The 26,301-nt window shown below is 70.5% G+C and carries 24 protein-coding genes, 1 other RNA gene and 1 pseudogene; 7 read left to right on the top strand and 19 right to left on the bottom strand.

All coding sequences use genetic code 11. The features are described 5' to 3' along the window. The first annotated feature begins 5 nt into the window (after positions 1-5). A complete protein-coding gene (locus ACWD5F_RS27935; protein ID WP_451258384.1) occupies positions 6-518 on the top strand; it encodes an anthrone oxygenase family protein in 513 nt (170 codons plus the stop codon). Positions 519-570: 52 nt separating this feature from the next. Here ACWD5F_RS27935 and ACWD5F_RS27930 read toward each other — a convergent pair whose 3' ends face one another. Continuing rightward, entirely contained in the window at positions 571-1,734 is a 1,164-nt protein-coding gene (locus ACWD5F_RS27930) for a uroporphyrinogen-III synthase (protein WP_451258382.1), read from the bottom strand. A gap of 109 nt (positions 1,735-1,843) precedes the next feature. Next, entirely contained in the window at positions 1,844-3,196 is a 1,353-nt protein-coding gene (locus ACWD5F_RS27925) for a nitrate/nitrite transporter (RefSeq protein ID WP_451258380.1), read from the bottom strand. 205 nt (positions 3,197-3,401) lie between these two features. On the opposite strand from ACWD5F_RS27925, the gene ACWD5F_RS27920 reads away from it, so the two are divergent. Next, a complete protein-coding gene (locus ACWD5F_RS27920; RefSeq protein WP_451258378.1) occupies positions 3,402-3,920 on the top strand; it encodes a hypothetical protein in 519 nt (172 codons plus the stop codon). Between the two features lie 6 nt (positions 3,921-3,926). Here ACWD5F_RS27920 and ACWD5F_RS27915 read toward each other — a convergent pair whose 3' ends face one another. Genes ACWD5F_RS27915 through ACWD5F_RS27900 form a run of 4 tightly spaced genes read right to left on the bottom strand, consistent with a single transcriptional unit; the run spans position 3,927 to position 6,884 of the window. Then, on the bottom strand, positions 3,927-4,535 hold the full coding sequence (locus ACWD5F_RS27915) for a hypothetical protein (RefSeq protein WP_451258376.1): 609 nt from the start codon (positions 4,533-4,535) through the stop codon (positions 3,927-3,929). Positions 4,536-4,543: 8 nt separating this feature from the next. Further along, on the bottom strand, positions 4,544-5,935 hold the full coding sequence (locus ACWD5F_RS27910) for a putative T7SS-secreted protein (RefSeq protein ID WP_451258374.1): 1,392 nt from the start codon (positions 5,933-5,935) through the stop codon (positions 4,544-4,546). Next, positions 5,932-6,243, bottom strand: a complete 312-nt coding sequence (locus ACWD5F_RS27905) for a hypothetical protein (RefSeq protein ID WP_401727098.1) — start codon at positions 6,241-6,243, stop codon at positions 5,932-5,934. Before ACWD5F_RS27905 ends, ACWD5F_RS27910 begins: the two co-directional genes overlap by 4 nt. Next, a complete protein-coding gene (locus ACWD5F_RS27900) occupies positions 6,240-6,884 on the bottom strand; it encodes a hypothetical protein (protein ID WP_451258372.1) in 645 nt (214 codons plus the stop codon). The genes ACWD5F_RS27905 and ACWD5F_RS27900 overlap by 4 nt, the downstream gene beginning before the upstream one ends. A gap of 189 nt (positions 6,885-7,073) precedes the next feature. Here ACWD5F_RS27900 and ACWD5F_RS27895 point away from each other — a divergent pair, with 189 nt between their 5' ends. Together ACWD5F_RS27895 and ACWD5F_RS27890 are read left to right on the top strand one after the other, a co-directional pair. Continuing rightward, the gene (locus ACWD5F_RS27895; protein ID WP_451258370.1) at positions 7,074-7,688 is read left to right on the top strand and encodes a hypothetical protein; all 615 of its coding nucleotides are present in this window, start codon (positions 7,074-7,076) and stop codon (positions 7,686-7,688) included. After that, positions 7,688-7,942 (top strand): helix-turn-helix domain-containing protein, encoded by a 255-nt coding sequence (locus ACWD5F_RS27890; RefSeq protein WP_451258368.1) that lies wholly within the window; start codon positions 7,688-7,690, stop codon positions 7,940-7,942. Before ACWD5F_RS27895 ends, ACWD5F_RS27890 begins: the two co-directional genes overlap by 1 nt. Positions 7,943-7,962: 20 nt before the next feature. On the opposite strand, the gene ACWD5F_RS27885 is transcribed toward ACWD5F_RS27890, so the two are convergent. The 4 genes from ACWD5F_RS27885 to ACWD5F_RS27870 form a co-directional block, all read right to left on the bottom strand. Next, positions 7,963-9,261, bottom strand: a complete 1,299-nt coding sequence (locus tag ACWD5F_RS27885) for an acyltransferase family protein (protein WP_451258366.1) — start codon at positions 9,259-9,261, stop codon at positions 7,963-7,965. Then, a complete protein-coding gene (locus ACWD5F_RS27880) occupies positions 9,258-11,453 on the bottom strand; it encodes a glycosyltransferase (protein WP_451258364.1) in 2,196 nt (731 codons plus the stop codon). The genes ACWD5F_RS27885 and ACWD5F_RS27880 overlap by 4 nt, the downstream gene beginning before the upstream one ends. Beyond that, complete coding sequence (locus ACWD5F_RS27875) at positions 11,453-12,454, bottom strand: hypothetical protein (protein ID WP_451258362.1); 1,002 nt, start codon at positions 12,452-12,454, stop codon at positions 11,453-11,455. Before ACWD5F_RS27875 ends, ACWD5F_RS27880 begins: the two co-directional genes overlap by 1 nt. Positions 12,455-12,599: 145 nt before the next feature. Next, positions 12,600-13,562 carry a LysR family transcriptional regulator gene (locus tag ACWD5F_RS27870; RefSeq protein WP_451258360.1) on the bottom strand — a complete coding sequence of 321 codons (963 nt, stop codon included), beginning with the start codon at positions 13,560-13,562 and terminating at the stop codon, positions 12,600-12,602. 99 nt (positions 13,563-13,661) lie between these two features. Here ACWD5F_RS27870 and ACWD5F_RS27865 point away from each other — a divergent pair, with 99 nt between their 5' ends. Next, positions 13,662-15,008, top strand: a complete 1,347-nt coding sequence (locus tag ACWD5F_RS27865; protein WP_451258358.1) for an MFS transporter — start codon at positions 13,662-13,664, stop codon at positions 15,006-15,008. Between the two features lie 64 nt (positions 15,009-15,072). On the opposite strand, the gene ssrA is transcribed toward ACWD5F_RS27865, so the two are convergent. The 3 genes from ssrA to ACWD5F_RS27850 form a co-directional block, all read right to left on the bottom strand. Continuing rightward, positions 15,073-15,460: a transfer-messenger RNA gene (gene ssrA / locus ACWD5F_RS27860) on the bottom strand. 138 nt (positions 15,461-15,598) lie between these two features. Next, positions 15,599-16,147, bottom strand: coding sequence for an SsrA-binding protein SmpB (gene smpB / locus ACWD5F_RS27855; protein WP_416962260.1), 549 nt, complete (start codon positions 16,145-16,147; stop codon positions 15,599-15,601). Positions 16,148-16,205: 58 nt separating this feature from the next. After that, the gene (locus ACWD5F_RS27850) at positions 16,206-17,384 is read right to left on the bottom strand and encodes a S41 family peptidase (RefSeq protein ID WP_451258356.1); all 1,179 of its coding nucleotides are present in this window, start codon (positions 17,382-17,384) and stop codon (positions 16,206-16,208) included. A 447-nt stretch (positions 17,385-17,831) separates the two neighbouring features. Here ACWD5F_RS27850 and ACWD5F_RS27845 point away from each other — a divergent pair. Beyond that, positions 17,832-18,840, top strand: a pseudogene (locus ACWD5F_RS27845) (RNA-guided endonuclease InsQ/TnpB family protein); the annotation flags it as partial. Positions 18,841-18,877: 37 nt separating this feature from the next. Here the strand turns inward: ACWD5F_RS27845 and ftsX are convergent. Then, positions 18,878-19,798 (bottom strand): permease-like cell division protein FtsX, encoded by a 921-nt coding sequence (gene ftsX / locus ACWD5F_RS27840; RefSeq protein ID WP_451258354.1) that lies wholly within the window; start codon positions 19,796-19,798, stop codon positions 18,878-18,880. 36 nt (positions 19,799-19,834) lie between these two features. Next, positions 19,835-20,524 carry a cell division ATP-binding protein FtsE gene (ftsE, locus tag ACWD5F_RS27835; RefSeq protein WP_020132390.1) on the bottom strand — a complete coding sequence of 230 codons (690 nt, stop codon included), beginning with the start codon at positions 20,522-20,524 and terminating at the stop codon, positions 19,835-19,837. Between the two features lie 239 nt (positions 20,525-20,763). Between ftsE and ACWD5F_RS27830 the strand changes: the two genes are divergently transcribed. Next, positions 20,764-20,955, top strand: a complete 192-nt coding sequence (locus ACWD5F_RS27830; protein ID WP_124000348.1) for a hypothetical protein — start codon at positions 20,764-20,766, stop codon at positions 20,953-20,955. A gap of 99 nt (positions 20,956-21,054) precedes the next feature. Here ACWD5F_RS27830 and ACWD5F_RS27825 read toward each other — a convergent pair whose 3' ends face one another. The 4 genes from ACWD5F_RS27825 to ACWD5F_RS27810 form a co-directional block, all read right to left on the bottom strand. Beyond that, positions 21,055-21,657, bottom strand: a complete 603-nt coding sequence (locus ACWD5F_RS27825) for a hypothetical protein (protein ID WP_401727116.1) — start codon at positions 21,655-21,657, stop codon at positions 21,055-21,057. A gap of 287 nt (positions 21,658-21,944) precedes the next feature. Further along, entirely contained in the window at positions 21,945-23,051 is a 1,107-nt protein-coding gene (gene prfB, locus ACWD5F_RS27820) for a peptide chain release factor 2 (protein ID WP_401727118.1), read from the bottom strand. Between the two features lie 94 nt (positions 23,052-23,145). Next, positions 23,146-24,390, bottom strand: coding sequence for a serine/threonine-protein kinase (locus ACWD5F_RS27815; RefSeq protein ID WP_401727120.1), 1,245 nt, complete (start codon positions 24,388-24,390; stop codon positions 23,146-23,148). A gap of 205 nt (positions 24,391-24,595) precedes the next feature. Then, complete coding sequence (locus tag ACWD5F_RS27810) at positions 24,596-26,290, bottom strand: serine/threonine-protein kinase (protein ID WP_451258350.1); 1,695 nt, start codon at positions 26,288-26,290, stop codon at positions 24,596-24,598. Positions 26,291-26,301: the final 11 nt, after the last annotated feature.

The raw sequence follows: 26,301 nt of genomic DNA, 5'->3' as shown, positions 1-26,301 counted from the left end.
GAGGCATGACACAGAACAGGACAGCTTCCGGACTCGTACTGGGCGCGGCCACGGTCGCCATGGGCCTGATCGCCGGGCTCTTCTACACCTTCGCCTGCGCGATCATGCCGGCACTGGCCCGCAGCGACGACCGGGTCTTCGTCGACGTCATGCGGGACATCAACGACGTGATCCAGAACCCGGTGTTCTTCCTCAGCTTCATGGGCGCGCTGGCGCTGTCCGCCGTTTCGGCGTGGCAACTGCGCCGGCAGCCGTACCGGTGGTGGGTGTGGGCGGGTTTCCTGGCCTACGCCCTGGTCTTCCTGATCACCGTCGTCGTCAACATCCCGCTCAACAACGACCTCGCGGACATGACCGACCCGACCGCGGCCCGCGAGCACTTCGAGGACCCGTGGGTGGCGTGGAACGTCGTGCGGGCGGTGGGGTCGACGGTGGCGATGGGATTGTTGGCGCGGGGGTTGGTGCTGTTCGGCGCTGCACGGCGGGCGTCAGCACAACTCAGCCCGTCCGGCGTTTGAGGACGAGGCCGTTCAGGCCGAAGCGGGGGTCTGGGGGCGGCAGCCCCCAGGCCTATACGTCCGCGTACTTCGCGTCAGCGGCCGGATCCAACGCCAGCCGATACCCCCGCTTCACCACCGTCTGGATCAACTTCGGCGCGCCGAGTGCCGTCCTCAGTCGGGCCATCGCCGTCTCCACCGCATGCTCGTCGCGGCCGGCGCCAGGCAGGGCTCGTAGCAACTCCGCGCGGGCCACCACCCAGCCCGGGCGGCGGGACAGGGCGCGCAACAAGGACATACCCGCGGGCGGTACGGGACGCAGCGCCCCGTCGACGAGGACCGCGTGGCCGCGGATCTCCACCCGGTGGCCGGCGATCGGCAACGACCGTGCGCGGCTCGGGAGTTCCTGGCACAGGACCTGCACCAGCGGGCCCAGGCGGAAGCGTTCGGGCGAGACCGTGGTGACGCCGTGGGCCTGGAGGGGCAGCGCGGTGACCGGGCCGACGCAGGCAGGGAGGACGTCGTGGTGGAGGGCGGCGAGGAGTTCGGGCAGCAGCCCTCGCTTCTCGGCCCGGTTCAGCAGGGAGGCCGCGGCGGGTGCGCTGGTGAAGGTCAGCGCGTCCACGCCCCGCGAGACGGTGGCGTCGAGGAGCCGGTCCACCGGCCCGATGTCCTCCGGCGGCATCCACCGGTACACCGGCACACCCACCACTTCGGCACCCGCGGCCCGCAACGCTTCCACGAACCCGGGCAGCGGCTCGCCGTGCAGCTGTACGGCGATACGGCGCCCGTCGACGCCCTCCTCCAGCAGCCGGTCGAGCACCTCGGCCATCGACTCGCTGGACGGCGACCACTCCTCGGTCAGCCCGGCGGCCCGGATCGACCCCTTGACCTTGGGCCCGCGGGCGAGCAGCTCCACCCCGCGCAGCCGGTCCAGGAGCGCCTCCCCGAGCCCCCACCCGTCGGCCGCCTCGACCCAGCCGCGGAAGCCGATGGCCGTGGTCGCCACCACGACGTCCGGCGCCCGGTCGATCAGGCCCTTCGTCGCGGCCAGCAGCTCGCTGTCGTCGGCGACCGGCACGATCCGCAGGGCGGGCGCGTGCAGCACGGCGGCGCCACGACGCTGGAGCAGCGCACCCAGCTCGTCGGCGCGACGAGCGGCCGTCACCCCCACGGTGAACCCGGCGAGGGGTCCGTGCGAGGAGTGATCCGGCGGCTGTTGCTGCTGCTCGTACATGGAACTCCTAGGGCCGGTCTTTCGGCTCAGGTCGGCTGGCCCGCGTGACGACCGAGCCTGTCAACCGCTCGTGACAGGCTCGGTTCGGCTTCATGTCGCCGGTGTTACGTCACACCTCGGCATAGCTGAGCTGGGGCTTCGACTCTGCGGCAGCCGTGGCGCGGGCCGCGGTGGCCGGGCGGCGAAGGTATACGGCCCACGTCACCGCGAAGCAGGCCGCGTAGAAGGCGAGGAAGACCACGAAGGCGCCGGTGCCGGAACCGGAGTTGAGGAAGGACTGGCGGAAGGCGAGGTTGATCCCGACCCCGCCGAGCGCGCCCACCGCGCCGATGAGCCCCATGGAGGCCCCGGAGAGCCGCCGCCCGTAGGCGGCCGCCGCCTCCCCCTCAAGACCCTTGGCGAGGGCCTTGGTCTGGAAGATGCCGGGGATCATCTTGTACGTCGACCCGTTGCCGAGCCCGCTGAGCACGAACAGGACGATGAACACGGTGACGAACAGCGGCAGCGACTTCTCCATGCTGGCGACGATCAGGACGGCGGTCGCGGCGGCCATGCCGACGTAGTTGTAGAGGGTGATCTTCGCGCCGCCGTACTTGTCGGCGAGCCAGCCGCCCAAAGGCCGGATCAGCGAGCCGAGCAGCGGACCGATGAACGTGAGGTACGCGGCCTGCAGCGGGGTCCGCCCGAACTGGACCTGGAGCACCTGCCCGAAGGCGAAGGCGTAGCCGATGAACGACCCGAACGTCCCGATGTAGAGGAACGCCATGATCCAGGTGTGCGCGTCCCGCACCGCGTCCTTGGCGGCCCCGGTGTCGTTCTTCACGTTCTCCAGGTTGTCCATGAAGAGCGCGGCGAGCGTGGCGGCGACGACGATGAGCGGGATGTAGATCCCGAGCAGCACACGCGGACCGCCGCTCGCGCCGATGACGGCGAGCGCCACGAGCTGGATGACCGGTACGCCGATGTTGCCGCCGCCCGCGTTGAGGCCGAGCGCCCAGCCCTTCTTCCGCAGCGGGAAGAAGGCGTTGATGTTGGTCATGGAGGAGGCGAAGTTGCCGCCGCCGACGCCGGCGAGGAGGCCGACCCACAGGAAGGTCGAGAAGGACGTGCCCGGTTCCATCACCACGAAGGCGGCGATCGTCGGGACGAGGAGCAGGGCCGCCGAGACGATGGTCCAGTTACGGCCGCCGAAGATCGCGACCGCGAAGGTGTAGGGCACCCGGGCGACCGCGCCGACCAGGGTGACCACCGAGGTCAGCAGGAACTTGTCGGCCGGGGTGAGCCCGTACTCCGGACCCATGAAGAGCACCAGCACGGACCACAGGGTCCAGATCGAGAAGCCGATGTGCTCGGACAGGACGGAGAAGAGGAGATTGCGCCGGGCGATCTTCTCCCCCTTCTCGCGCCAGAAGGTCTCGTCCTCCGGATCCCAGTGCTCGATCCACTTACCAGCGGCTGTCATGACGCCTCCACGGGGGCATTCCTGGGCTCGGGCATGCCCCGAAGGTAGGGAGAGCGCGTTTCCGCGCTGTGGCACCCGGTGACCGGAAAGGAACGTTGCTCTCACCTGGCGCGAGGAGGGGGTGAGAGGTCTCGGGCGAGAGGTCGCCAGCGTGCGAAGTGGTGACGGCTATCCTCTAGCGACCCCCACACGAGCAGGAGAGCCCATGTCCGCCGAGCCGAGCTCCGCACGCTCGAAAGCGCAGAGCGCTCAGCGGTCCCAGCGGTCCCTCAGCGGAAACATCGCCTTCGCGTGCGCGCTGGTCGCCGTACTGCTGACCACGCTGCTCGGCGCGTTCGTGGCGGTGGCGCTGGTCCTCGCCGCGGCGGACGCGGCGCCCCTGTCCTCGATCGTGCCCGACGACGGGCGGAACGCCCTGGTGGTCGGGGGCATCGCGGCCGGCGCGCTCACCGGGTTCGTGCTGCCGGTGGTGGTGTTCGGGATGGCGAAGGGCAACGAGGAGACACCCAGGGTGGGCGCCGGCGCGGCCGGGCGGAAGCTGCTCGCGCTGCTGGCCTTCGACGTGTACGTGCTGGTCCTCGCTGTGATCGTGGCCCAGCTCGGGTGGGTGCTCCCGAAGACGGTCACGACCACCGTCGCCGTGTTCGCGATCGGCTTCAGCTGGATGCCACTGGCGATGATCCCCCGGGAGCGGCTCGGACTCCGGTCCCGCGAGGCGGGCTGACTCCGGTCACGCCAAAGTGACCGACCGCGCCAACTCGTCGGCCACCTTCTCCAGTTCCTCGCCGAAGCCGAGCGTCGACCACAGCAGCCGGCACTCCAGCGCCGTGGGGTACCGACTCGGCAGGACGTAGTGGGCGACGCCTTCCGTGATGCCGCCGGTGTCGGACTCGGGGTCCGTGGGTTCCAGTCGGTGCACACGCAACGCCGGTCCCAGCGGGAGGTCGACCTCCGTGACGTCCTGGGAGCCGAAGAACGGGCCCTCGGCGAGCGCCACTTCGGCGCGCAGCGCGGCGACGCTCAGGTACTGGGCCGGAAGCTTCAGCTCGCGCACGGTGCAGCTCGCCATGACCGCGCCGTCGGCCGGCGCCAGCAGGGCCGCGCACAGGGCGCCCTGCCGGCGGGCGGCGCCCCAGTACCAGAGCAGGTCGGTCGCGAAGGCCTCCTGCCACTCCGGGCGGGCCCCGCTGTCGAGGTGCTCGGCGGCGAGGCCGCGGGCCCAGGACTCGGGGTCCTCGGTGGCCAGGTCCAGGACCAGCCAGTTCTGCAGGGCGGGCAGCGCGACCTTGCACTCGGTCCAGTCGGCGCCGGGCTCTTCCATGGCTTCCGTGGCTTTCATCGCGCCGCTCACTTCCCGGCCAGGGACGCGTCGGGGCCGGTGACCGACGGCGCGTCGTCGCCGCCGAACAGCCCGGCGAACTGGTAGCTGTCGGCCGTCGCGCCCACCCCGGTGCCGCCCAGGGCGAGGGAGTTGTAGTTCATGGCCTGCTTGAAGGCGTCCGGCGTACCGATGAAGTTCAGGTCGGTCGGGTCGATGTTCTTGATGCGGGCCAGTTCGTCGACCATGCCGGGACCGGCGTACATGCTGGCCAGGCCGCGCGGGCCGGCCGCGGAGTAGGCGTCGCGGGCCGCGGAGAGGTTGTCGCCGAACTTGAAGGCGTCCCGCCAGTTGCCGCGGATGGCGCCCAGGTCGTCCGCGAAGGAGCGCGGCAGCCCTCGGAAGGCGGCCGAGAGCGACACGTCGGGCAGGGCCGCGCGGGCGGTGGCACCGGCGCGCGGGCCGACCATCGACTCGACCAGCACCCGGCGTGCGGCGGAGGACATGGCCGGGTTCCAGCCTCTGACGTACTCGGTCGCGGCCGTCCAGACCCGGCTGCGGCCGACTGCGGCGGCTGCCTTGCCGCCCGCGGAGAAGACGCGCCCGACGCCGAAGGTCGCGAGGCTGAGGACGTCCATCGCGACATCGCCCCAGGACCCGTCGCCGTTGATGGCGAGCAGGACGTGACAGACCAGTGATACGCAGGTCGCGACCAGGGCGATGGTGCCGAGCACCCCGGCCAGGGCCTGGCCGATCACCGGGATCCAGCCGACCAGCAGCGAGAGCACCCCGCAGACCGCGGCGACGGCTCCCGCGATGTCGGCGACGAGATTGAGGGTGTCGCGCAGGTCGTCCAGCCACGAGTCGTTCAGGCCGTCGTGCTCGGTGGTGTCGTGGATGGCCCGCGCCGCCTTGTCGCCCGCGTTCTTGTGGCGGGTCTTCAGCGGGGAGAGCTGATCGCGCAGTCCGTCCAGGCCCTTCTGGAGGTCGGTCACCGACTTGTCGAGCGTCTTCTGTCCGCCGGCGTCGGTGCCCTTCGGCGGATGGTCGGCCTTGGACCTGGCCGTCGTCAGATCGCCGCTCTTCGTCTCGGCCTGGTGCAGGAGCTTGTCGGCCTCGGTCTGCACGGATTCGAGCTCGGTGTAGTACGTCTTCAGGGCGGAGGAGGCGTCGGCGTACCGGTCGTGCGCCTTGCTGACCGTCTTCGCCGTGTCGGTCGCCTTCTCGGCGAAGGCGCGGCCCGCCTTGGAGTCCCAGCTCTCCAGGTTGCCGAGCCGGCGCAGCGCCTCGGCGGTGTCGGAGATGGTCTTCGCCGTGAGTTCGAACCGGCGGGCGAGCGCCGTGAGGTCCGTGACATCGCCGGGCACCGGGTCGGCGGGCTCCCCCAGGACCTCCCAGCGCTGGTCCGCGGGCCGGGTCACTGCTGCTTCCCCTTGCCCACGAGCGCGTCGTACAGCGCGGTGTCGACTTCCTTGTAGGCCTTGCCTGCCTCGTGGGCGAGGGTGCCCAGGCCCTGGATCTCCTCGATCATCTTCTTGCGGTTGTCGTCCCAGCCGTCCGAGAAGTCCTGCAACCGCTCGTGCAGTTGCTTGTGCCCGACCGTGCGCAGGTCGTAGGCGTCCATCAGCTTGTCGAGCCCGTCGAGCTCGGTCGCCACCGTCCGCAGGCCGGTCCCGGCCGTGTGCAGATCGTCCGTGGAGACCTTGAGCTTCCCCTCGTCGCCACTCACTCCCGCTCCCCCTTCGTCTCCTCGGCCGGGCGCTGCCAGCGCAGGGTTTCGGCCACCGCGTCGAACAGGCCCACCATGGCGTCCGCGATCGGCTCCAACGGCGTGCTGAACGTCAGCATCAGCACCTCGTCGCGGTCCGGCACCGGGACGAAGTACTCGACGACGGTGTCCTCGAACTCGGAGCCCAGCTTCCGTGCCTGCTTGGTGCGCTGCCGCCGCAGCAGCCGGGCCGCGCGCCCCGCCTCGGGCAGCGTGACCACGCCAACCTCGCCGGTGCCGGCCAGCGCGGCGACGGCGTCGAGGCTGTCGAACCTCTGGTGCAGGTGGGAGACGAGCAGCGAGGCGGAGAGCGGGATGCCGCCGGCTTCGAGGAAGGACAGGTACAGCACGACCCCGCCCTGCCCGACGCCCGCCTCGGCGGTCCCGCGCAGCTGTTCCTCCACCTTCCGGCGCAGGACCGGCTGGTCGTCGACCCCGGCGAACTGCCGTTTGACCAGCGCGCTCATGGACGCCTCACGGCGCTCCCGCGGCCGCAGCGGAATGCGGTACCAGTCCCCGGGCGTGATCAGCCCGAACACCGGGGCCCTCGGGCCCGACGTCCCTTCGGACGCCGTCTCCGCGTCCGGCTCTGTACTCGGCACCTGTCTCACTGTGGTTCTCCTGCCCCCGTCATGCCTCGCGCATCTTAGCGATCGGCGGCCGGAATCCACCGGGCACACATGGATCCGCCACGCCTTCCGACGCCCTTCCTTACCGGGGTTGCGCCGGACTCGCCACGGGGCATATCGTTTTTCGATAACATCGATAAACGATAAACAAGGCGGTGCGGCGTGCCCGAGGACCGGAAGCTGCTCGAACCCATGGCCACGGTCGTGTCCGTGGTCCTGCGCGCCCTGCTCGCCCTCGTGGCGGCGGGGTTGATCCTCAGCGTCGTGCACGGCGGCCGGGCGGACGTCAGCGTCTGCGTCACCGACGACTCGACCGACAGTTCGGACGCCCCCGTCGGCCTCCTCCCCGAGGCCGGAGCACAGGTCGGCTCCGTCCCCCGCTACTGCACCGTGCACCCCGACGCGACCCTGCGCGTACTGAACCAACTCGGCGAACTGCCCTCGACGTTGCTGCTGATCAGCGGCCTCTTCCTGCTGCACCGACTGCTCCAGGGCGCGGCCCGGGACGGCGTCTACACCGCGAGGACGGCGGCCCGGCTCCGCCTCCTCGGCTGGTGGCTGCTGCTCGGGAGCCTGGTCGCCGAGATCGTCGAGGCCAACGCCAGGGCGGCCGTGCTCGCGGACCTCGCCCAGGCGGCGGACTTCACGGCGGGCACCTGGCTGGGCCTGTGGTCGCCCCCCTATCTGGCCGTGCTCACCGGCCTCGGGCTGCTCACCTTCGCCCGGATCACCCGGGCCGGCGCGGTCATGCGCGAGGACCTCGAAGGCGTCGTCTGATGGCGCCCGACGACCAGGAGGGCCAGGAGCCCGAGGGCCACGACATCGAGGTGCATCTGGACCGGCTCCTGGACGAGCGCGGGATGACTCTCACCGAACTCGCCCACCGGGTCGGCGTGACCAACGTGAATCTCTCGGTCCTCAAGAACGGCCGCGCGAAGGCGATCCGGTTCACCACGCTCACCCGGATCTGTGAAGTACTCGAGTGCCAGCCGGGAGACCTGCTGAGCCATCGCCGCAAGCCGTCTCGGTGAAGCCCCCACTCCGTCGACCGCTAACTCGCGCGGACAGCAGCCCTGTTCGACGCCCTGCGCCCGCGCTTGCCGGCCCCGTTCGGCCACAGCCGGGGGCTCCGCTTCGCCGCGATGTCCTCGACCCAGCCGAACGCGACGATCGTGAGCCCGATCAGCGGCCAGACCAGGACGAACATCCAGAGGTTGTACGTCGAGTCGAGCGCGGAGACCGCGCGGTCGCCCTGCATGAACGGCAGGTCGTAGGCGAGGTCGATGAGCGGGACCGTGGCCAGGATCAGCAGGTTGTGCCACAGGTAGATCGTGACGGCACGGTTGTTGGAGAGGGTGACCAGCCTGTCCCACTTCGCCAGCCGGCCGGGCAGCTCCTGCCACGACGGGGAGTACTGGAGCAGGATCACCACGAAACCGAAGGACCAGGCCGCCTGGGCCAGCGGGATGTCGTTCAGGTCCCAGCCGTCCGGGCCCAGATGGCCCGACGCCCACCACAGGCCGAACGCCATCAGCAGCGCCGAGCAGGAGACGGAGATGTAGCGCGGGATCTCCTTGAGCAGGCCCTCGTAGTGGGCGAAGCCGAGGACCCAGCAGCCGCCGTAGACCGCGAAGTCGGAGACCGCGTTGCCCGTCTCACCGGGGATCGTGACCAGGCCCGTACCCACGATCGCGGTCAGGCCCAGCGGCGCGAGCAGGGTCGGCCACGGGGCCCGGCGGAACGCCCACAGCAGCAGCGGGGACGCCACCACGAACCACAGGTAGGCGCGCAGGTACCAGAGCACGCCCGCCGCCTGCACCGCCCAGGTGTTCTCCAGCAGGCCCGACTTGGAGCCGACGCTCCAGGGGAACGGCGGGGCGCCGAACGGGACGACGTAGTTGACGAGTTCGACCACGCCCCAGACGCCGCCGTGGTCCGGGTCCTTCGACAGGTCCCAGCCGCCCGCGAACATCATCGTCAGCACGACCGCGCTGAACACCCAGAGCGGGGGCAGCAGTCGGCGGACCCGGCCCCGGATCACACCCCACGCCGGTCGCTTCAGGGAGCGGGCCATCAGCGAGCCCGCCAGCGCGAACATCACGCCCATGGAGGGGAAGACGACCGTCAGCCAGGCCCAGCCGAACAGGTGGTACACGACCACCCGGACCAGGGCGATGGAGCGCAGCAGGTCGAGGTAGCGGTCGCGGCCCGGCTTCTTCGTGGAAGCCGCGGAAGACGCAGCAGGCTCGGGAGCGGGCGCGGGCGCCGGTCGCGACGATGGAACCGGCTGGTACGGGATCCCGTAGGCCGGCGTCGACTCCGGGGTACCGGTCGTGTATCCGTGCGTCATCCCACGGGCCTCCGATCACTGCTGCTGCTGCGGCCGGACCGGCTCGGCACGGGGCCGCCCGGCGCCCCCACCACGCCCGTGCGGCGCAGCTTCTGCCAGCGCAGCCGGCCACCGGTGAGCGCGGTGATCCAGGACTGGAGCAGCACGACGTACATGAGCTGGCGGTAGAGGATCTGCTGCAGGGGCAGCGAGATGAGGTGGGTCATGCGTTCCTTGTCCAGCCGGAAGGCGTACGCGGCGCAAATGAGCTGGATCGCCAGGACGCCCAGCCAGGCCACGATCGTCTTCTCCGTCGGGCCGAACACGACGCCGTAGATGAGGAACACGTCGATCAGCGGTGCCAGCAGCGGGGCAAGGACCATGAACAGCGACACCAGCGGCAGGCCCACCCGCCCGAAGCGGCCCGAGGGACCCCGTTCCACGAGCGCGCGGCGGTGCTTCCAGATCGCCTGCATGGTGCCGTAGGACCAGCGGTAGCGCTGTGACCAGAGCTGTTGCACCGTCTCCGGGGCCTCGGTCCAGGCCCGCGCCTTCTCGGCGTAGACGACGCGCCAGCCGTCGCGGTGCATCGCCATCGTGATGTCGGTGTCCTCGGCGAGCGTGTCGTCGCTCATCCCGCCGACCCGCTCCAACGCGCTTCTACGGAACGCCCCCACCGCGCCCGGGATGGTCGGCATGCAGCGCATCAGGTCGTACATGCGGCGGTCGAGGTTGAAGCCCATCACGTACTCGATGTGCTGCCAGGCGCCGATGAGGGAGTCGCGGTTGCCGACCTTCGCGTTGCCCGCGACCGCGCCGACGCGCGGGTCGCCGAAGGGCTGGACGAGTTCGCGGACGGTGGCGGGTTCGAAGACCGTGTCGCCGTCCATCATCACGATGATGTCGTGACGGGCGTTGGCCAGACCGCGGTTGAGGGCGGCGGGCTTGCCCGCGTTGAGCTGGCGCACCACCCGCACATTGGGCAGCCCCAGCGCCTCGACGATCCGCGCCGTGCCGTCGCTGGAGCCGTCGTCGATGACGATCACCTCGACGGGATGTTCGCTCGACATCAGTGAACGCACGGTGTTCTCAATGCATTTGGCCTCGTTGTACGCCGGCACGAGCACCGTCACCGGTTCGGTGACCGGCGCTCCCCAGCGGAAGTTCTTGCGCCGCACCCGGCGTGCGTGCGCGCCCGACAGCAGCAGCATCAGCACGAAGCGGGCGATGACCAGGGCGCCGATCACCGCGAGGCCGACCACCATCACGCCGGTGATGTCGTCGGAGGCCCGGACCAGGAAGATCCATGCCTTGCCCTTCCACAGCTCGACGCCGGTGACCGGGGTCGAGGCGCTGGGCGCGTCCAGGGCCTCGGTGAGGTTGTCGAACTCGTACCCCTTCTGCTGCATGTCGGGCAGGAACCGGTCGAGGGCCTCGACCGTCTGGTGCCGGTCGCCGCCGGAGTCGTGCATCAGGACGATGGCGCCCTTGCCGCCCTTGGGGGTGGCGTTGCGGATGATCTGCCGCACGCCGGGCTTCTGCCAGTCCTCGCTGTCGGTGTTGTTGACGACGGTGAGGTAGCCCTTGGTGCCGATGTACTGCGTCACCGGCCACGACTTGTTGTCCATGGCGTCGGCGAAGGACGAGTACGGCGGCCGGAAGATCGAGCTGCGGATGCCGGCGGCGCCCGCGAGCGCCAGCTGGTTCTGCGAGAGCTCCCAGTCGATACGTTTCTTCGACTGGAAGGACAGGTCGGGGTGGTTGAAGGTGTGCAGGCCGACCTCGTGGCCCTCGGCGATCATCCGCCGGACCAGCTCCGGGTAGCGGGAGGTCATGGTGCCGGTGACGAAGAACACCGCGTGGGCGTGGTGCTTCTTCAGCACGTCCAGGACCTTCGGCGTCCAGGTCGGGTCGGGGCCGTCGTCGAAGGTGAGGACGAGCCGGTGGTCGGGCACGTCCAGGCTGGTGGTGCGGCCGCTGCGGGTGTCGATGACCGGGCCGCCGTCGAGGATCTTCTCCGGCACCTTGTCGGTGGAGGCCTCGGGCTGGATCCGGTGGTCGGCGAGGATCTCGCTGTGCACGTAGCCGCGCAGCATCAGCATCGCGACCAGCGCGACCAGGACGAGCATGGGCAGCAGCAGGCGCATGGGCAGGCGGCGGCGCGGGGAGCTGTCGGGGGGCGCGGCCCCGTGACGGCGGGTGCGGGATGCCATCAGAGGATGTGCTCCGGGGACGGGGAGTGGGGCGCGGGACCGTTCGGGTCCACGGCGATCGGACGGGGTTCGCCGGGGCCGGCGGCGACCGTGCCGGGGCCGACGCCGGTGCCGCCTCCGGACGTGGAGACGCTGGGGTCGGGCGAGGTGGTGGGGCTGGGGTCGGTCGATTCGGTGACCGGCGGATCGACCACCGAGGTCGACGGATCGGGGTCGCTCGGGTCGGTGCCCGGCTTCGTGGTGGTCTTCGTCGCCGTCGGCTCGGTGTCGGCGGAGGCGCCGGTGCCGTCGGTGCGGGTGCCGAGGCCGGGTGCGGTGCCGGTGGAGCCGGGCGTCGGGACGGTGCCCGCGCCTGCGGTCGGGGTCGCGCCGGGCGAGACGCTGCCGGTGCCGGAGGGCTTGACCGACGCCCCCGGACTCGGGGTGGTGTCGACCTGGCCGGCCGGCTGGTCGTCCTGCTGGCCCGGCACGGGCAGCCAGGGCGCGTCGGAGCTGCCGGACAGCAGTGTGGCGACGATGACGACGGCGTAGACCGCGCAGGCCAGGCCGATGGCTATGCCCAGGCGGCGGAACCGGCGGCTGCGGCGGCCCGACTCGTCGACGAAGACCGGCCCGTCGGAGCCGTCCGCGCCACCGTCCGGGGCACCGGCCGCCTGCTTGAGACGCATGTCCTGCTGGAGGCTGACGGCGTCCAGCTGGACGGTCACCTCGTGCGGGTCATGGGTGTGCTCGGCGTCGGCGGACTCCCCCCAGGGGTCGCGCAGGGCGGCCGTGCGCGCGTCCGCCGGGAATCCGGCCGGTCTCAGCAGCTCGGTCTCGTCGGCGTCGGCGCCGACTCCGCCCGGCGCTCCGGTTATTCGCGCCCCCGGGACGTCCGGGAACGCCGTCTCCGGAAACGTCTGGGTGTCACCCGCCGACCTCGGCGCGGCCCGCACCTCTGATGCAGATCGGGGCCATTCCGGTTGGGCGTCTTCTCGCCACTTCTTCACGCGCACGTACATCCCCCCACGGGACAGATCCGGTGCGCCACGACCCAAGCACCCGTCGTCGAACCGAGCCCCCACCCGGTCCGAGCGCCCCATTTACCACATAGTGCTCAGGCGAAGAATGTAGCGCACGTGCGGGTTGTGTGTTTGCCACGTGTCACTACTTGGTCCCGGCAGCGTCCAGATCGATGGCTGGAATCCACCCCTCCACCGGCCGGTGCAACCACCTCTCGGCGGCGGCGAGCTCCGCCGCGGCCCGTCGGAGGGCTTCGAGGCCCGGGTGCACCAGTCCCTTCCGCCACACCAGTGACACGAGTGACCAGGGAACGGGATCGACCAGGGGGCGCACGACCGTAGCGGGCATGGCCGGAAAATCCACCACAGCCAGAATCGGCCGCCGCATCTTGGCCATGATCCGCTCGAACTCCTCGTCCCCGACCGCGAGCGGCGCCGGTGGAGCGATCCACACACCCCGCCCCTCGAAGAGCCGGCGCGCGAGATCCGTCCACTCCGGCGTACGGGGATTGCCCGCGCCGGCGTACACCGTCTCGCCCGCCAGCTCGGCCAGCGGCACCTCGGTCAGCGAGGCCAGCCGGTGGTCCTCGGGCAGCACGACCGCCATCGGCTCGTACCGCACGGGCTGCTGCTCCAACTGCGCCCGCAGCACCGGATCGAGGCCCGCGAACCGCCCGAAGGACGCGTCGAGCCGCCCCGCGAGCAGCTCGGCGGCCGCCCCCGTCAGACCGCTCTCGAAGCGGGCCATCAGCTCGCACTGCGGGGCGAGTTCACGAGCCCGGTGCAGCACCCGCCGCCCGGTGACCAGGCCCGGGGAGTTCAGGTCGACGAGCAGCGGCCGGGCCTCCCCGAACGCGGCGAGCAACTCGTCCTGCGCCGCGAGCACCCGCCGCGCGTACGGCAGCAGCCGCTCCCCGTCGGCCGTCAGCGTCACCTGCCGGGTGGTCCGCACGAACAGGTCGGCCCTCAACTCCCGCTCCAGCCGCCGCACATCCCGGCTCAGCGCCTGCTGGGCGACGAAGAGCCGGGCCGCGGCCCGCGTGAAGTGCAGTTCCTCGGCAACGACGACGAAGGCCCGCAGCAGGCGGGTGTCCAGGTGAGCGGCCATCCGGCGAACCTACAGCGGGCCAACTCACAACGAAAGTGCGTGAATCGGCCCGAAGAAGGTGTTGGACCCGGTGCTCGATCGGGGGCGACGGTGATGCCCATGCCGCAACCGACTCCACCGCCGCCGTGGGACGCCCCGAAGCGCCCGGACCCCTCGGATCCCCGGAAGGTCTTGTACACGGTCACCGCCGACGCCCTGGTCGCCGTCGACTTCGGCCCCCGCTTCGGCAACCGCGACCGCACCCGCCCGCCCGGCCCCTACCGCCGTCTCTTCGCCGTCCCCGGCGCCCGCGCCTTCACCCTCGGCAACCTGCTGGCCCGCCTCCCGATGGGCATGTTCGGCATCAGCGCGGTGGTGATGATCGCCGGCACGCGCGGCTCGTACGCCCTCGCCGGCGCCGTCACCGCGACCGGCCTGGCCGCCACGGCCGTCGTCGCCCCGCGGACCGCGCGGCTCGTCGACCGGTACGGCCAGGCCCGGATCGCCGTACCCGCGACGGCGATCGCCGCGCTCGGCTCCCTCGCACTCCTGCTGTGCGTGCGCTACGAGGCGCCCGCCTGGACCCTCTTCGCCTCCTACGCCGCCACCGCGACGACCCCGAACACCGGCGGCATGTCCCGCGCCCGCTGGGCCCACCTGCTCAAGGGCGACGACGACGCCCTGCACACCTCGAACTCCTTCGAGCAGGCCGCCGACGAGCTGTGCTTCATGCTGGGCCCGGTCCTCGCGGCCTTCCTCTGCTCGGCGTTCTTCCCGGAGGCGGGCACGCTGGTCGGGGCGGGACTGCTGCTGACGGGTGTGCTGCTGTTCGCCGCACAGCGCTCCACGGAGCCGCCGGTGCACGCGCGCGTGCTGACGGGTTCCCCGCTCCGGGCCTCCGGCATACCGCCGCTCCTGGCCGGCTGCCTCGCCATGGGCGCGGTGTTCGGCTCGATGGAGGTCGTCACGATCGCGTTCGCGGACACCGAGGGCCATCGGGCGGCGGCGGGAGTGATCCTCGCCCTTCAGGCGGCGGGTTCGTGCGCGGCGGGCCTGCTGTTCGGGGCCCTGCGGCCGACAGGCCCCGCGGCACACCGCCTCCCCTGGTGCGTGGCGGCGATGACGGCCCTCCTCACGCTCCCGCTGCTGGCCGCCGCCCGCACGGACTCGCTCCCGCTGCTGGCGCTCGCCCTGCTGATCTCCGGCATGGCGACGGCCCCGACGATGATCACCACCATGACACTGGTCCAACAACGCACCCCCGAGGGCCACTTGAACGAGGGCATGACCCTCGCGGTGACCGGCCTGCTGGCGGGCATCGCCTGCGGCTCGGCGATCGGCGGCTGGACGGTGGAGCGCGGATCGCCGACGGCGGGCTTCGGCGTACCGGTGACCGCGGCGGCGACGGCGACGGCATTGATGATCTGCCTGGCCTGGCGGCCTTCCGTGCACGCCGAGCGGGCATGACAAAGGCCCCGCCACTCGAAAGTGGCGGGGCCTTTGTCGCTGTATTCAATTAGAAACATGGGATGAGTGGAGATGGCGGGAATCGAACCCGCGTCCACCGGTGCAGAATCAGGGCTTCTCCGTGTGCAGTTCGCTGTGATTTTCTCGGCCCCGGTGATCACGCGAACAAGTCGCCGACGGGCCCAGTCACTGTTTGATTTCCCATCGAACCCCGTGACCGGGCTCGATGGTTTAGTTCCCTAGATTATGCCAGGAACCGGGTCGGGAACACTCCCGGGCTGACACCCTTTTAGGGTCCTTCAGTCGCTGTTATTAGGCAGCGAGGGCGAAGGACTGGGAATCGCTCTTGGAATTGGCGATTATTGGTTGCGACATATGGTTAACGAGATCATTGCCGCTTCCTCGACACGCTTCACCTGCTTCGACAGCCGCTGTCGAAACCGATCATCCCCATGTTGTTTTTTCAAAACCCCCCGAGGGGGGCGTCACACCCGCTGTGGGGTGCAGTTGCCATCGTACGGGACCAACGCACGCCGATGCCACCGTATTCCGGGCGGACACCCGGGGGCCCACCAGGAGCCTCCCGGCGGCTACTCGCCCCGCTGCTTCCGCTTCGCCGCCGCGATCGCCCGGTCCGACTCCCGCCGGTCCTGCTTCTCGCGCAGGGTCTGGCGCTTGTCGTACTCCTTCTTGCCTCGGGCGAGCGCGATCTCGGCCTTCGCACGGCCGTTGCTGAAGTACAGGGCAAGGGGCACGATCGTGTGACCCGTCTCCTGGGTCTTGGCCTCCAGCTTGTCGATCTCCTCGCGGTGCAGGAGCAGCTTGCGCTTGCGGCGCACGGAGTGGTTGGTCCAGGTGCCCTGGTGGTACTCGGGGATGTGGGCGTTGTGCAGCCACGCCTCGCCCCCGTCGATCTGGACGAAGCCGTCGGTCAGCGAGGTCCGACCCTCACGCAGCGACTTGACCTCGGTGCCGGAGAGGACGATCCCGGCCTCGTAGGTGTCGATGATCGCGTAGTCGTGCCGGGCCTTCTTGTTCTGGGCGACGATCTTGCGCTTGCCGCCCTTCTCGCCGTCCCTGGCCTTGCCGGCGGCGGCCCCACCGCCCTGCTTGGGCTGGGACTCCTTGGGTACGTACATTCCCTTGCTCATAGTGCCGTCCATTTTCGCACTACGGAGGGGGCGATGGGAAAGTCGATTACGAAGCGTCCCCGAGCCCGCTCAGAACGGTCTCGGCCCGCTCGACGGCCGCCTGTCCCTGCGAGGTGACGTCCAGGTCGGGGGTGATGCCGAGGCCGTCGACGGTGTGGCCGGAGGGGGTGCGGTAGTGACCGACGGTCAGCTCCGCGACGCCGCCGCCGGGCAGCTTGCTCGGCATCTGGACCGAGCCCTTGCCGAAGGTGCGGCTGCCGACGACCACCGCACGGCCGCGGTCCTGCAACGCGCCGGTGAGCAGTTCGGCCGCGCTCATCGTGCCGCCGTCGACGAGCGCGACCAGGGGTCTGGTGGTGTCGCCGCCGGGATCGGCGTGCAGGGCGCGCTGCTCGCCGTCCACGTCGTACGTGGCGACGAGGCCGCCGTCGAGGAAGGCGGAGGCGGCGGTGACGGCCTCGGTGACCAGGCCGCCGGAGTTGCCGCGCAGGTCGAGGATGACGCCGGCGTCGGCGGGGGCCTGCTGGACGGCGGTGCGGACCACGTCACCGGAGCCCTTGGTGAAGGCGGCGATCCTGATGACGGTGATCCCGCCGGCCAGCCGCTCCACGGTGACCGAGTCGGTGGACAGCTTGGCCCGCCGCAGAGTCTCGCTCCACGCGTGCGTGCCGCGCTCCAGGCCCAGCTTCACCGCCGTACCGGCCGCCGCGTCCGTGGCGTCGCCGCGCAGTAAGGAGACGACCTCGGTGACCGGGCGTCCGTCCACGTGCGCCCCGTCGACACTGCGCAGCCGGTCGCCCCTGCGGATCCCGGCGGCGGCCGCGGGCGACCCGGACTGCACCTTGGTCACCTCGATCCGCCCGTCCCGCTCCCGGCGGGCCCAGAGCCCGACGCCGGTGTACTGCCCGTCGAGGGCCTCCTCGAACTCCTCGTACTCCCCCTCGGAGTACACGGCCCCCCACCGGTCGCCACTGCGGCTGACCGCCCGCTCGGCGGCCTCCATGGGTGACTTCCCGTCGGCCATGGCATCGGCGGCGGCCTTGGCGACATCCTCATGGCGACCGGCCGGAGTGGCCGAACGGTCCTGCCCCGCAGCGGACTTCCGCTCCCCTTCGGGCAACGACCCGGTGGCCGCGCCGGCCACCAGCACACTCGCGAACACCAATGTCAGAGCGGCCCCACGGCGCCTGCGGCGGGGCTGACAGAACAGGTCTCGACCTGACATGCCGGTGAGTCTAGGACAACGCGAAGAGCCGTACGGGCGGTTGACCGTACGGCCCTCGTGGCATGCGTCACCGAGGCACCCGAGGCAGGTCACGGCGAAATCATGTGGAAGTGATCAGACGTACGAGCATTCGCTCGTTGGCATGAAGAGCACAAGAGTTGGCCCAAGCGTTCGAGTGTCGTGCATACGGTCTGTGCTGGAAATCCGGTGGTCCGAGGTGACATACGGCCGGTGGTGTGACGGGGGGGCGCAGACGTGATTGCGAGGCAAGGGACTGACCAGGCCGGACGCGCCCGGTTCACGTACCGCCTGCGTGTGTCGTCCGGCGCTCGACGGTCGCTGCTCGCCGAGTGGGGGCGCTGCCGGTGGGTGTGGAACGAGTGCGTCGCCCGTGCCAAGCGGGCTTGGCACGAGGGGGAGATGTGCGGCCCGGCCCGTCTGGACAAGATGCTGACCGAGAGCCGCGGGGTCACGCCTTGGCTGGCCCAGGGGGCATCGGTGCCGCAGCAGCAGATCATCCGTGACTTCGCCACGGCGCGCACGAAAGCGCTGAAGGACATCCAGGCCCGCCTGCCCGTCGCCAGGCGGGCGGGAATGCCCGGCCCGAAGAAGAAGCACGCGAGCGACCCGAGTCTGAACTACACCCGGCGCGGCTTTCGGTTGAAGGACGGGCGGCTGCACTTGGCAGGCGGTATCTCCCTGACTGTGGTGTGGTCGCGTGAACTGCCGGCCGAGCCTTCGTCGGTGCGGGTGTACCGGGACAGCCTCGGACACTGGTACGCCTCCTTTTGTCGTCCCCGCCGAGGTCGAACCGCTCCCCCGGACCGGCCGGACGCTGGGGGTGGACTGGGGCGTGCGGGAGACCGCGACCACCACCAGCGACAGCCACGACCTGCCCCACGCCGAGCACGGCAGGAAGGCCCAGGCCAAGCTGTGCCGGTACGACCGGATGATGGCTCGTCGCAGACCGAAGAAGGGCCGTACGGCCTCGAAAGGCTTCCGGGAGGCAAAGAGTTGGCGGGCGAAGACCTACCGAAAGATCGCCCGGCAACGGCAGGACACCGCCCGCAAGTGGGCCAAGAAGGTCGTCCGGGACCATGACGCCATCGCGGTGGAGGACCTCCGGCCGAAGTTCCTCGCCAAGACATCGATGGCGCGCAAGGCGGCGGACGCTGCGATCGGTGCGACCAAACAGGCCCTGATCGAGATGGGCCGCAAGCACGCGCGGGACGTACACCTGGTGCACCCCGCCCACACCACCATGGACTGCGGAAGATGCGGCGCGAGAACCAAGCACGCCCTCCCGCTGTCCGAACGCACCTACAACTGCACCGCATGCGGGCTCGTGTCCCCGAGGGACAAGAACTCCGCGCGCGTGATGCTCGTCCGGGCAGGTCTGAACCCGGCTGGTGCCGAAGGCACAAGACCTCCTGGAGCGCCGCTCCAGGAGGCCGCCCGAGCCAGGAATCCCCTCCCTCGGGAGAGGGGAGCGGTCAAACCTTCAGGTACTTGCGCAGCGCGAAGAACGCCGCAAGCGCCGGCATCAGCAGGCTCGTGGCCAGGATGAGGGGGAGCTTGGTGAGGACGGCGTCCCAGCCGATGAAGTTGATGAGGTTCAGCTTCTCGGAGAGGGCCAGGCCGTGGTCGATGATGAAGTACCGGGCCACCACCAGGAATCCGCAGGCGACCGACCCGCCGATCAGTCCGGCGACGGCGGCCTCCATGATGAACGGGGCCTGGATGTAGAAGCCGGAGGCGCCGACCAGGCGCATGATGCCGGTTTCGCGCCGACGGCTGAACGCGGAGACGCGCACCGTGTTGACGATCAGCATCAGGGCGACGACGAGCATGAGGGCCATCACCGCGCGGGCGGCCCAGTTCATGCCGTTGAGGAGCCCGAAGAGGTTGTCCAGGATGCCCTTCTGGTCCTGCACGGACTGCACGCCGTCCCGGCCGTCGAAGGCGGTCGCGATGACCTGGTACTTCTCCGGGTCCTTCAGCTTGATCCGGTACGACTCCTGCATCTGGTCCGGCGTCAGGGAGCTGGCCAGCGGCGAGTCGCCGAACTGCTGCTTGTAGTGCGCGTACGCCTCGTCCTGCGACTCGTACGTGACCTTCTGGACGACCGTGGTCATCTTGTCCAGGTCGGAGAGGATGTCCTTCTTCTGGTCGTCCGTCACCGCGCCCTTGGCGCAGTTGGGGTCCGACTCGGCGTCGCTCTTGTTGCAGAGGAAGACCGAGACGTTGACCTTGTCGTACCAGTAGCCCTTCATCGTGCTGACCTGGTCGCTCATCAGGAGCGACCCGCCGAACAGGGCGAGCGACAGGGCGACGGAGACGATGACGGCGAACGTCATGGTCAGGTTGCGGCGGAGACCGACACCGATCTCGGAGAGTACGAACTGGGCGCGCATGGCGTCTTCTTCAGGCCTTTCCGTGGACGGTCGCGGTCAGTGCTGGTAGCCGTAGACGCCGCGTGCCTGGTCTCGGACGAGGCGGCCCTGCTCCAGCTCGATGACGCGCTTGCGCATCTGGTCCACGATGTTCTGGTCGTGCGTGGCCATGAGCACGGTCGTACCCGTCCGGTTGATGCGGTCGAGCAGCTTCATGATGCCGACCGAGGTCTGCGGGTCGAGGTTTCCGGTCGGCTCGTCGGCGATCAGCAGCTTGGGCCGGTTGACGAACGCGCGCGCGATGGCCACGCGCTGCTGCTCACCACCGGACAGCTCGCCGGGCATCCGGTCCTCCTTGCCGCCGAGCCCGACGAGGTCGAGCACCTGCGGCACGGACTTGCGGATCTCGCCCTTGGACTTGCCGATGACCTCCTGCGCGAAGGCCACGTTCTCGGCGACCGTCTTGTTGGGCAGCAGGCGGAAGTCCTGGAACACCGTCCCCAGCTGGCGCCGCATCTGCGGCACCTTCCAGTTGGACAGCCGCGCGAGGTCCTTGCCCAGAACGTGCACCTGGCCGTGGCTGGTCCGCTCCTCCCGGAGCACCAGCCGCAGGAAGGTGGACTTTCCGGAGCCCGAGGACCCCACAAGAAACACGAACTCGCCCTTCTCCACTTCCAGGGACACATCCCTGAGTGCGGGGCGGGTCTGCTTGGGGTAGACCTTGGAGACGTTGTCGAATCGGATCACGGGTGCACCACGGGTCGCCGGGGGTAGATGAGCGTGACCATACGCGAGTCGGGTGTGCCGCCGCAGGCGCGGGAGTGGGTTGCGTATCGGATGTGCCCATATGTGCACGCCGGCAGGGGCGTGGGGCTGTGACGCGACCCCCGCGCGCCCTTCGGAGGAACCTGGCAGAGTGGAGGGAGGGAACGTTCGGCGACCGACGGGCGTTCTCTCCTAGGAACCATTGGGCAAGGAGGGCGCGCATGACGTACGACCGGCTGGTGTGCGCGAACTGCGCGTCGCCCGTGAGTGAGGGCCGGTGCCATGTGTGCCGTGCCAACCGCGAGCGGCTGCAGCAGGAGAACTTCTTCGCGGGACTGAACCCCATGGCGCTGATCGCACTGCTCGCGGTGCTGATCGCGGCGTTCGCGCTGGTGGCGCACCAGACCGCGTAGCGCGGGTCCTCAGACACCCCGAGGGGCCCGGAGCGACATACTCGCTCCGGGCCCCTCGTCGTACGTCGTCACACACGCTGCGTGAGCGCGTGACTACCGTCAGGCGGCAGCGCCGCCCCGGCCGCCCGCGAGGCGCGGCAGGAAACGGAAGCCGATGCCGCCGGCGATCATGGTCGCGGCGCCGATCAGCAGGAACGCGGTCTGGCCGGCACCGGTCTCGGCGAGCTCGTCGCCGCCGCCCTGGGCCGTGGTGTCCGAGCCCGTGTCAGTGAGGGCGGAGGAGCCCTCGTCCTGCGCGGAGGCGTCGGAGCCGCCGTTGGGGTCGGCGTTGTTGCCACCGCTCCCGGTGCCGCTGCTCTCGGTGGGCGTGGCGGTCGGGTCGTCCGTCGGGTCCTCGGTGGGCTCCGTCGGCTCCTGGGTGGGCTCGGTCGGGTCGTCCGTGGTCGGCGGGTCCGTCGGCACCTCGGTGGTCGGCGGGTCCGTCGGCTCTTCCGGCGTGGTCGGCGGGTCGGTGGGGAGCTCGGTCGCCGGCGGCGTCTCGTCGTCGAGGCCGGCGTCGACGGTCACGTTGGCCCCGTTGCCGTCGACGCTCGCGGTGATGTCCAGTGCGGAAGCGGCACCGGCGGCGGTCAGCGAGGCGCCCGCGGCGATCACCGCGCCCGCGGCTATCCGTGCGACACGGATCCGCGTCTTCTTCGTCATATGCTTGCTACCCCCAGTAGCTGATCGTCGGTGAGGCAGCGCCCGGGGCCGTGATCGACGGGAGTGGCTCAATGGAGGCCCCCCGGTTCACATGCGCCCCAGAGATACGCATGCCACTCTGCACCTTTCCCATTTTTCAAAGCAACGTCAAGGCCGTTGCGAGCGCAATGTCCAACTAAGGGCCCTATGCGGTGGGTTGGCGCCTGTGACTGTGATGTAAAACCCAGACATAAAGCAACTGCCGCCCTTTGGACGGCAGTTGCTCGGGGGTTGTCAAGTCGACAAAGTTACTTCTCTTGCTGCTTGCGCCAGCGAATTCCGGCCTCCAGGAACCCGTCGATCTCGCCGTTGAAAACGGCCTCCGGGTTACCGACCTCGAAGTCGGTGCGCAGGTCCTTGACCATCTGGTACGGGTGCAGCACGTACGACCGCATCTGGTTGCCCCACGAGTTGCCGCCGTCGCCCTTGAGGGCGTCCATCCTGGCCTGCTCCTCCTGGCGGCGGCGCTCAAGGAGCTTGGCCTGGAGCACGTTCATCGCGCTGGCCTTGTTCTGGATCTGCGAGCGCTCGTTCTGGCAGGAGACCACGATGCCGGTGGGGAGGTGGGTCAGGCGCACCGCGGAGTCGGTCGTGTTGACGCCCTGGCCGCCGGGGCCGGAGGAGCGGTACACGTCCACGCGCAGCTCGGACTCGTCGATCTCGATGTGGTCGGTCTGCTCGACCACGGGGAGGATCTCGACACCCGCGAAGGAGGTCTGGCGGCGACCCTGGTTGTCGAAGGGCGAGATGCGCACCAGGCGGTGGGTGCCCTGCTCGACGGAGAGCGTGCCGTAGGCGTAGGGGACGTGCACGGCGAAGGTGGTCGACTTGATGCCGGCCTCTTCCGCGTACGACGTCTCGTAGAGCTCCGTCTTGTAGCCGTGCCGCTCGGCCCAGCGCAGGTACATGCGCTGGAGCTTCTCGGCGAAGTCGGAGGCGTCGACGCCGCCGGCCTCGGCGCGGATGGTGACGACGGCCTCGCGGGAGTCGTACTCGCCGGAGAGGAGCGTACGGACCTCCATCTCGTCCAGCGCCTTCTTGACCGAGGTGAGCTCGGTCTCGGCCTCGGCGCGGGTGTCCGGGTCGTCCTCCTCGTCGGCCATCTCGAAGAGCACCGAGAGGTCGTCGATCCGGCCGCGCAGTGCCTCGGCCTTGCGGATCTCGGCCTGGAGGTGACTCAGCTTGCTGGTGACCTTCTGGGCCTCCTCCGGGTCGTCCCACAGGGACGGCGCGGCCGCCTGCTCCTCCAGCACGGCGACATCTGCCCTCAGCTTGTCGAGGTCCAGAACGGCCTCGATCGACTCCATGGTCGAGGAGAGGGACTTGAGCTCTTCGGATACATCGACGACTGCCACGTCACCAGCCTAACGGCTGTGGCAACCGAGGTCTGTCGTGAGGCGTCCCCGAGCTGTGACCGGCACCTTCCGTGCCGTAGTGCCGGGGGCTGAGTCATGGCGTCGCCGGTGACGATGTGCTGGTGTCCTGCGGGGTCGCCCCCGCGTCGTCCCCCGACGTCGCCCACCACGCGCCCGCACCCACCGCCGCGACCAGGACCACCGTGCCCGCGCTCAGGGCGATCCGGCGGCGGCGGGCGATGGCCTTGTGGCGGGCGGAGCCGGGGCGGCGGGCGCCCGCGGGACGGGGGACCCGGGCCGTGCCGCGGGCGCCGCCGGCGAGTTCGTCGGGGGCGGGGACGCGCATCGACGTATGGGTGTCGCGGTTGGAGTCGGTGGGCTTGGCGCCGGGGACCAGGGGGACCGCGCCTCGGCGGCGGGTCGGTTCGCCGGTGGAGAGCGCCGGTTCGCCCCGGGCGGGCTCCGGTTCCTCCTCGGGCTCCAGGTCGGGCTCGTCGACGTCCAGTGGGGGCATTCCGACGAGCATGGGCAGCAACTCACGCAGGCGGGCGGCCAGTTCGGAGGCGCGCAGCCGGGAGGCGGGGGCCTTGGCGAGGCACTGGACGAGGAGTTGCCAGAGTTCGTCGGGGATGCCGGGGAGAGGGGCGACCGTCTCCGTGACGTGGCGGCGCAGCACCGCGCCGGGGTGGCCGCCGCCGAAGGGGGTGAAGCCCGCGAGGAGTTCGTAGAGGACGGTCGCGAGGGCGTAGATGTCGACGGCCGCGCGGGGCGGGAGGCCCTCGACGATCTCGGGGGCCAGATAGTCCGGCGTGCCGATGATCTTCGTGGCGCGGGTGCGGCGGGGCGAGTCGATGAGTTTCGCCACTCCGAAGTCGGTCAGGAGGGCGGGGTGCGCGCCGCCGGGGCCCAGGGGGCCCTGCATGTCCAGGAGGATGTTCTCCGGCTTGACGTCCCGGTGCACGATTCCGGCCGCGTGCGCGGCGGCGAGCCCGTCGGCGACGTCGGCCACGATCGCGACCGCCGCCTCGGGTGCCAGGCGCCGGTCGCGGTCCAGGCGGGTGCGCAGGTCGGTGCCGCGGACCAGGTCCATGACCAGCGCGAGGTCGTTGCCGTCGACGACCAGGTCGCGGACGGAGACGACGTTCGGGTGGTCGAGGCCGAGCAGGGCGGTGCGCTCCTGCACGAAGCGTCCGACGAGTTCCTGGTCGGACGCGAGATCCTCGCGCAGCAGCTTCACGGCGACGGGTCCCTCGGGTCCCTCGCCCAGCCACACCGTGCCGGCGCTGCCCCGCCCCAGGATCTGGTTCGCGGTGTACCGGCTGCCGATCTTCCGTGCCAAGACTGCTCCTACCGACGCGTGTTGTCGCTAAAACTACGCGTCCGAGGGGTCAACCTTCACTGCGGAGGCGGAAATCACCCGCCAGATGTCGACAAGTCACCAACCCTGCCGTCGGTTCGTCCAGTTCGACTGATTCGCTCGCACGATTCGGCTGGTTCGCTCGCAGGGTTCGGCTGGTTCGCGCACCCCGTCGGGCGACGTCCCGCTAGTTCGACGAGCTTCCGCCGAGGTCCCCGATCCAGCCCGTCACCGTGTCGAACCAGTCGCTCAGCTGCGCCCAGTAGCCCTTGCCGGTGCCGATCCAGTCCTGCAACGGGCTCAGTTCCCAGATCAGCCAGCTCGCGACGAACAGGATGACGATCGTGAACAGGCATCCCTTCAGGCAGCCGAGGCCGGGGATCTTCATCGGGTTGGCGCCGCCGCGCTGCCGCGGCTCCCGGGGCTCGCGCTGAGGCTGCTGCGGCGGCGGGGCGTAGCGCTGGGGCTGCGGCTGCTGAGGGCGCTGCTGTTGACGCTGGGGCTGCTGGTGCTGCGGCGGGCCGTACTGCTGCGGCTGCTGCTGCTGCTGCGGATAGCCGTAGCCGGGGGCGGGCTGCTGTCGCTGCGGCGGGCGTTGCCGCTGCGGCGGCTGCTGGTCGCGGGAGACCTGCCGCTGGGGGCGGCGGCGCAGCGGGTCCTCGTTCGGGTCGAGGTACTGGACCTGGGTCTGTTCGTTGCGGTCGCGGGCCGCGCGCAGCTGGTTCTGCCAGGGGTGCGGCTGCTCGGGCTGCTGACCCTGCTGGCCGGGCTGCCCCGGTGGCACCGGCGGCAGGACCGCGGTCGGGTCGGCCGCGCCCGTGTTCGGCAGTACGGCGGTGGGGTCGGCGGCGCCGGCCGGGCCGGGTGCGCCGGTGTGCGGCAGATAGCTGGTCGCCGCGTTCGGGTCGTACATGCCCTGGCCGTGCTGGAGCACCTGGGTCGGGTCGGCCGAGCCGGGGACCGCGGCGGGCATGGCGTCGGGGACCAGCAGGGCACCGACGGAGTCGGCGGCGGCGATCTGCGCGGCGTTCGCGTGCACGCCGACGCCCTCGGCGACGACGCGGAGGGCGCGCGCGAGGTTCTCGGCGCTGGGGCGTTCGTCCGGGTTCTTGCGCAGGCAGCGCTCGATGACCGTCCACAGCGGGTCGGGGACCGTGGAGGGGCGGCGCGGCTCGGCGCTCAGGTGCTGGTGCAGCACCTCCAGGGCGGAGCCGCCGGAGAACGGCGGGCGGCCGGTGACCAGTTCGTAGATCAGGATGCCGGCGCCGTAGATGTCGACCGCGGAGGTCTGCGGGCGGCCCTCGGCGGACTCCGGCGCGATGTACGCGGGCGTGCCGACGAACTCGTGGGTGCGGGTGAGGCCCGGGGAGTCGGCGAGGCGGGCGATGCCGAAGTCCGTGAGCATCGGATGCATCTGGCCGCCCTGGTGGGCGAGCAGGACGTTGGCCGGCTTCAGGTCGCGGTGGACCACTCCGTCGGCGTGGCTGGCGGCGAGCGCGTCGGCGATCTGGGCGGTCAGCAGGGAGGCGCCGACCGGCGAGAACGGGCCGTTCTCGCGCAGGTAGCGGTGCAGGTCGGGGCCGTCGACGAGGTCCATGACCAGGGCCAGCAGATCGCCCTCGACGACCAGGTCGCGCACCCGGACGATGTTCGGGTGGGTCAGGCGCAGCAGGACGGAGCGCTCCCGCAGGAACCGCATCACGATGTCCGCGTCGCTCGCGAGCTCCTCCTTGAGGACCTTGATCGCGACGGTCTCGCCGGGCTGACCGGCCACGGCCGCCTCGGCGCCCGCGGTCTCTCGCTGGCGGGCTCGCCAGACGGTCCCCGTGGCGCCGCGTCCGAGCGGCTCCTCGAGGATGTACTTGCTGCCTACCGGCCGCACGTCATGCGCTC

This window comes from Streptomyces sp. NPDC002499 (genome assembly GCF_053595415.1).
The sequence above is the reverse complement of the archived record's forward strand: the minus strand, read 5'-3'. Positions and strand labels throughout refer to the sequence as shown.

Bases quoted from the DNA above. Each gene is read 5' to 3' on its own strand.
- ACWD5F_RS27935 (WP_451258384.1), top strand. From the start codon at position 6: ATGACACAGAACAGGACAGCTTCCGGACTCGTACTGGGCGCGGCCACG.
- ACWD5F_RS27930 (WP_451258382.1), bottom strand. From the start codon at position 1,734: ATGTACGAGCAGCAGCAACAGCCGCCGGATCACTCCTCGCACGGACCC.
- ACWD5F_RS27925 (WP_451258380.1), bottom strand. From the start codon at position 3,196: ATGACAGCCGCTGGTAAGTGGATCGAGCACTGGGATCCGGAGGACGAG.
- ACWD5F_RS27920 (WP_451258378.1), top strand. From the start codon at position 3,402: ATGTCCGCCGAGCCGAGCTCCGCACGCTCGAAAGCGCAGAGCGCTCAG.
- ACWD5F_RS27915 (WP_451258376.1), bottom strand. From the start codon at position 4,535: ATGAAAGCCACGGAAGCCATGGAAGAGCCCGGCGCCGACTGGACCGAG.
- ACWD5F_RS27890 (WP_451258368.1), top strand. From the start codon at position 7,688: ATGGCGCCCGACGACCAGGAGGGCCAGGAGCCCGAGGGCCACGACATC.
- ACWD5F_RS27885 (WP_451258366.1), bottom strand. From the start codon at position 9,261: ATGACGCACGGATACACGACCGGTACCCCGGAGTCGACGCCGGCCTAC.
- ACWD5F_RS27880 (WP_451258364.1), bottom strand. From the start codon at position 11,453: ATGGCATCCCGCACCCGCCGTCACGGGGCCGCGCCCCCCGACAGCTCC.
- ACWD5F_RS27875 (WP_451258362.1), bottom strand. From the start codon at position 12,454: ATGTACGTGCGCGTGAAGAAGTGGCGAGAAGACGCCCAACCGGAATGG.
- ACWD5F_RS27870 (WP_451258360.1), bottom strand. From the start codon at position 13,562: ATGGCCGCTCACCTGGACACCCGCCTGCTGCGGGCCTTCGTCGTCGTT.
- ACWD5F_RS27865 (WP_451258358.1), top strand. From the start codon at position 13,662: ATGCCGCAACCGACTCCACCGCCGCCGTGGGACGCCCCGAAGCGCCCG.
- smpB (WP_416962260.1), bottom strand. From the start codon at position 16,147: ATGTACGTACCCAAGGAGTCCCAGCCCAAGCAGGGCGGTGGGGCCGCC.
- ACWD5F_RS27850 (WP_451258356.1), bottom strand. From the start codon at position 17,384: ATGTCAGGTCGAGACCTGTTCTGTCAGCCCCGCCGCAGGCGCCGTGGG.
- ftsX (WP_451258354.1), bottom strand. From the start codon at position 19,798: ATGCGCGCCCAGTTCGTACTCTCCGAGATCGGTGTCGGTCTCCGCCGC.
- ACWD5F_RS27830 (WP_124000348.1), top strand. From the start codon at position 20,764: ATGACGTACGACCGGCTGGTGTGCGCGAACTGCGCGTCGCCCGTGAGT.
- ACWD5F_RS27825 (WP_401727116.1), bottom strand. From the start codon at position 21,657: ATGACGAAGAAGACGCGGATCCGTGTCGCACGGATAGCCGCGGGCGCG.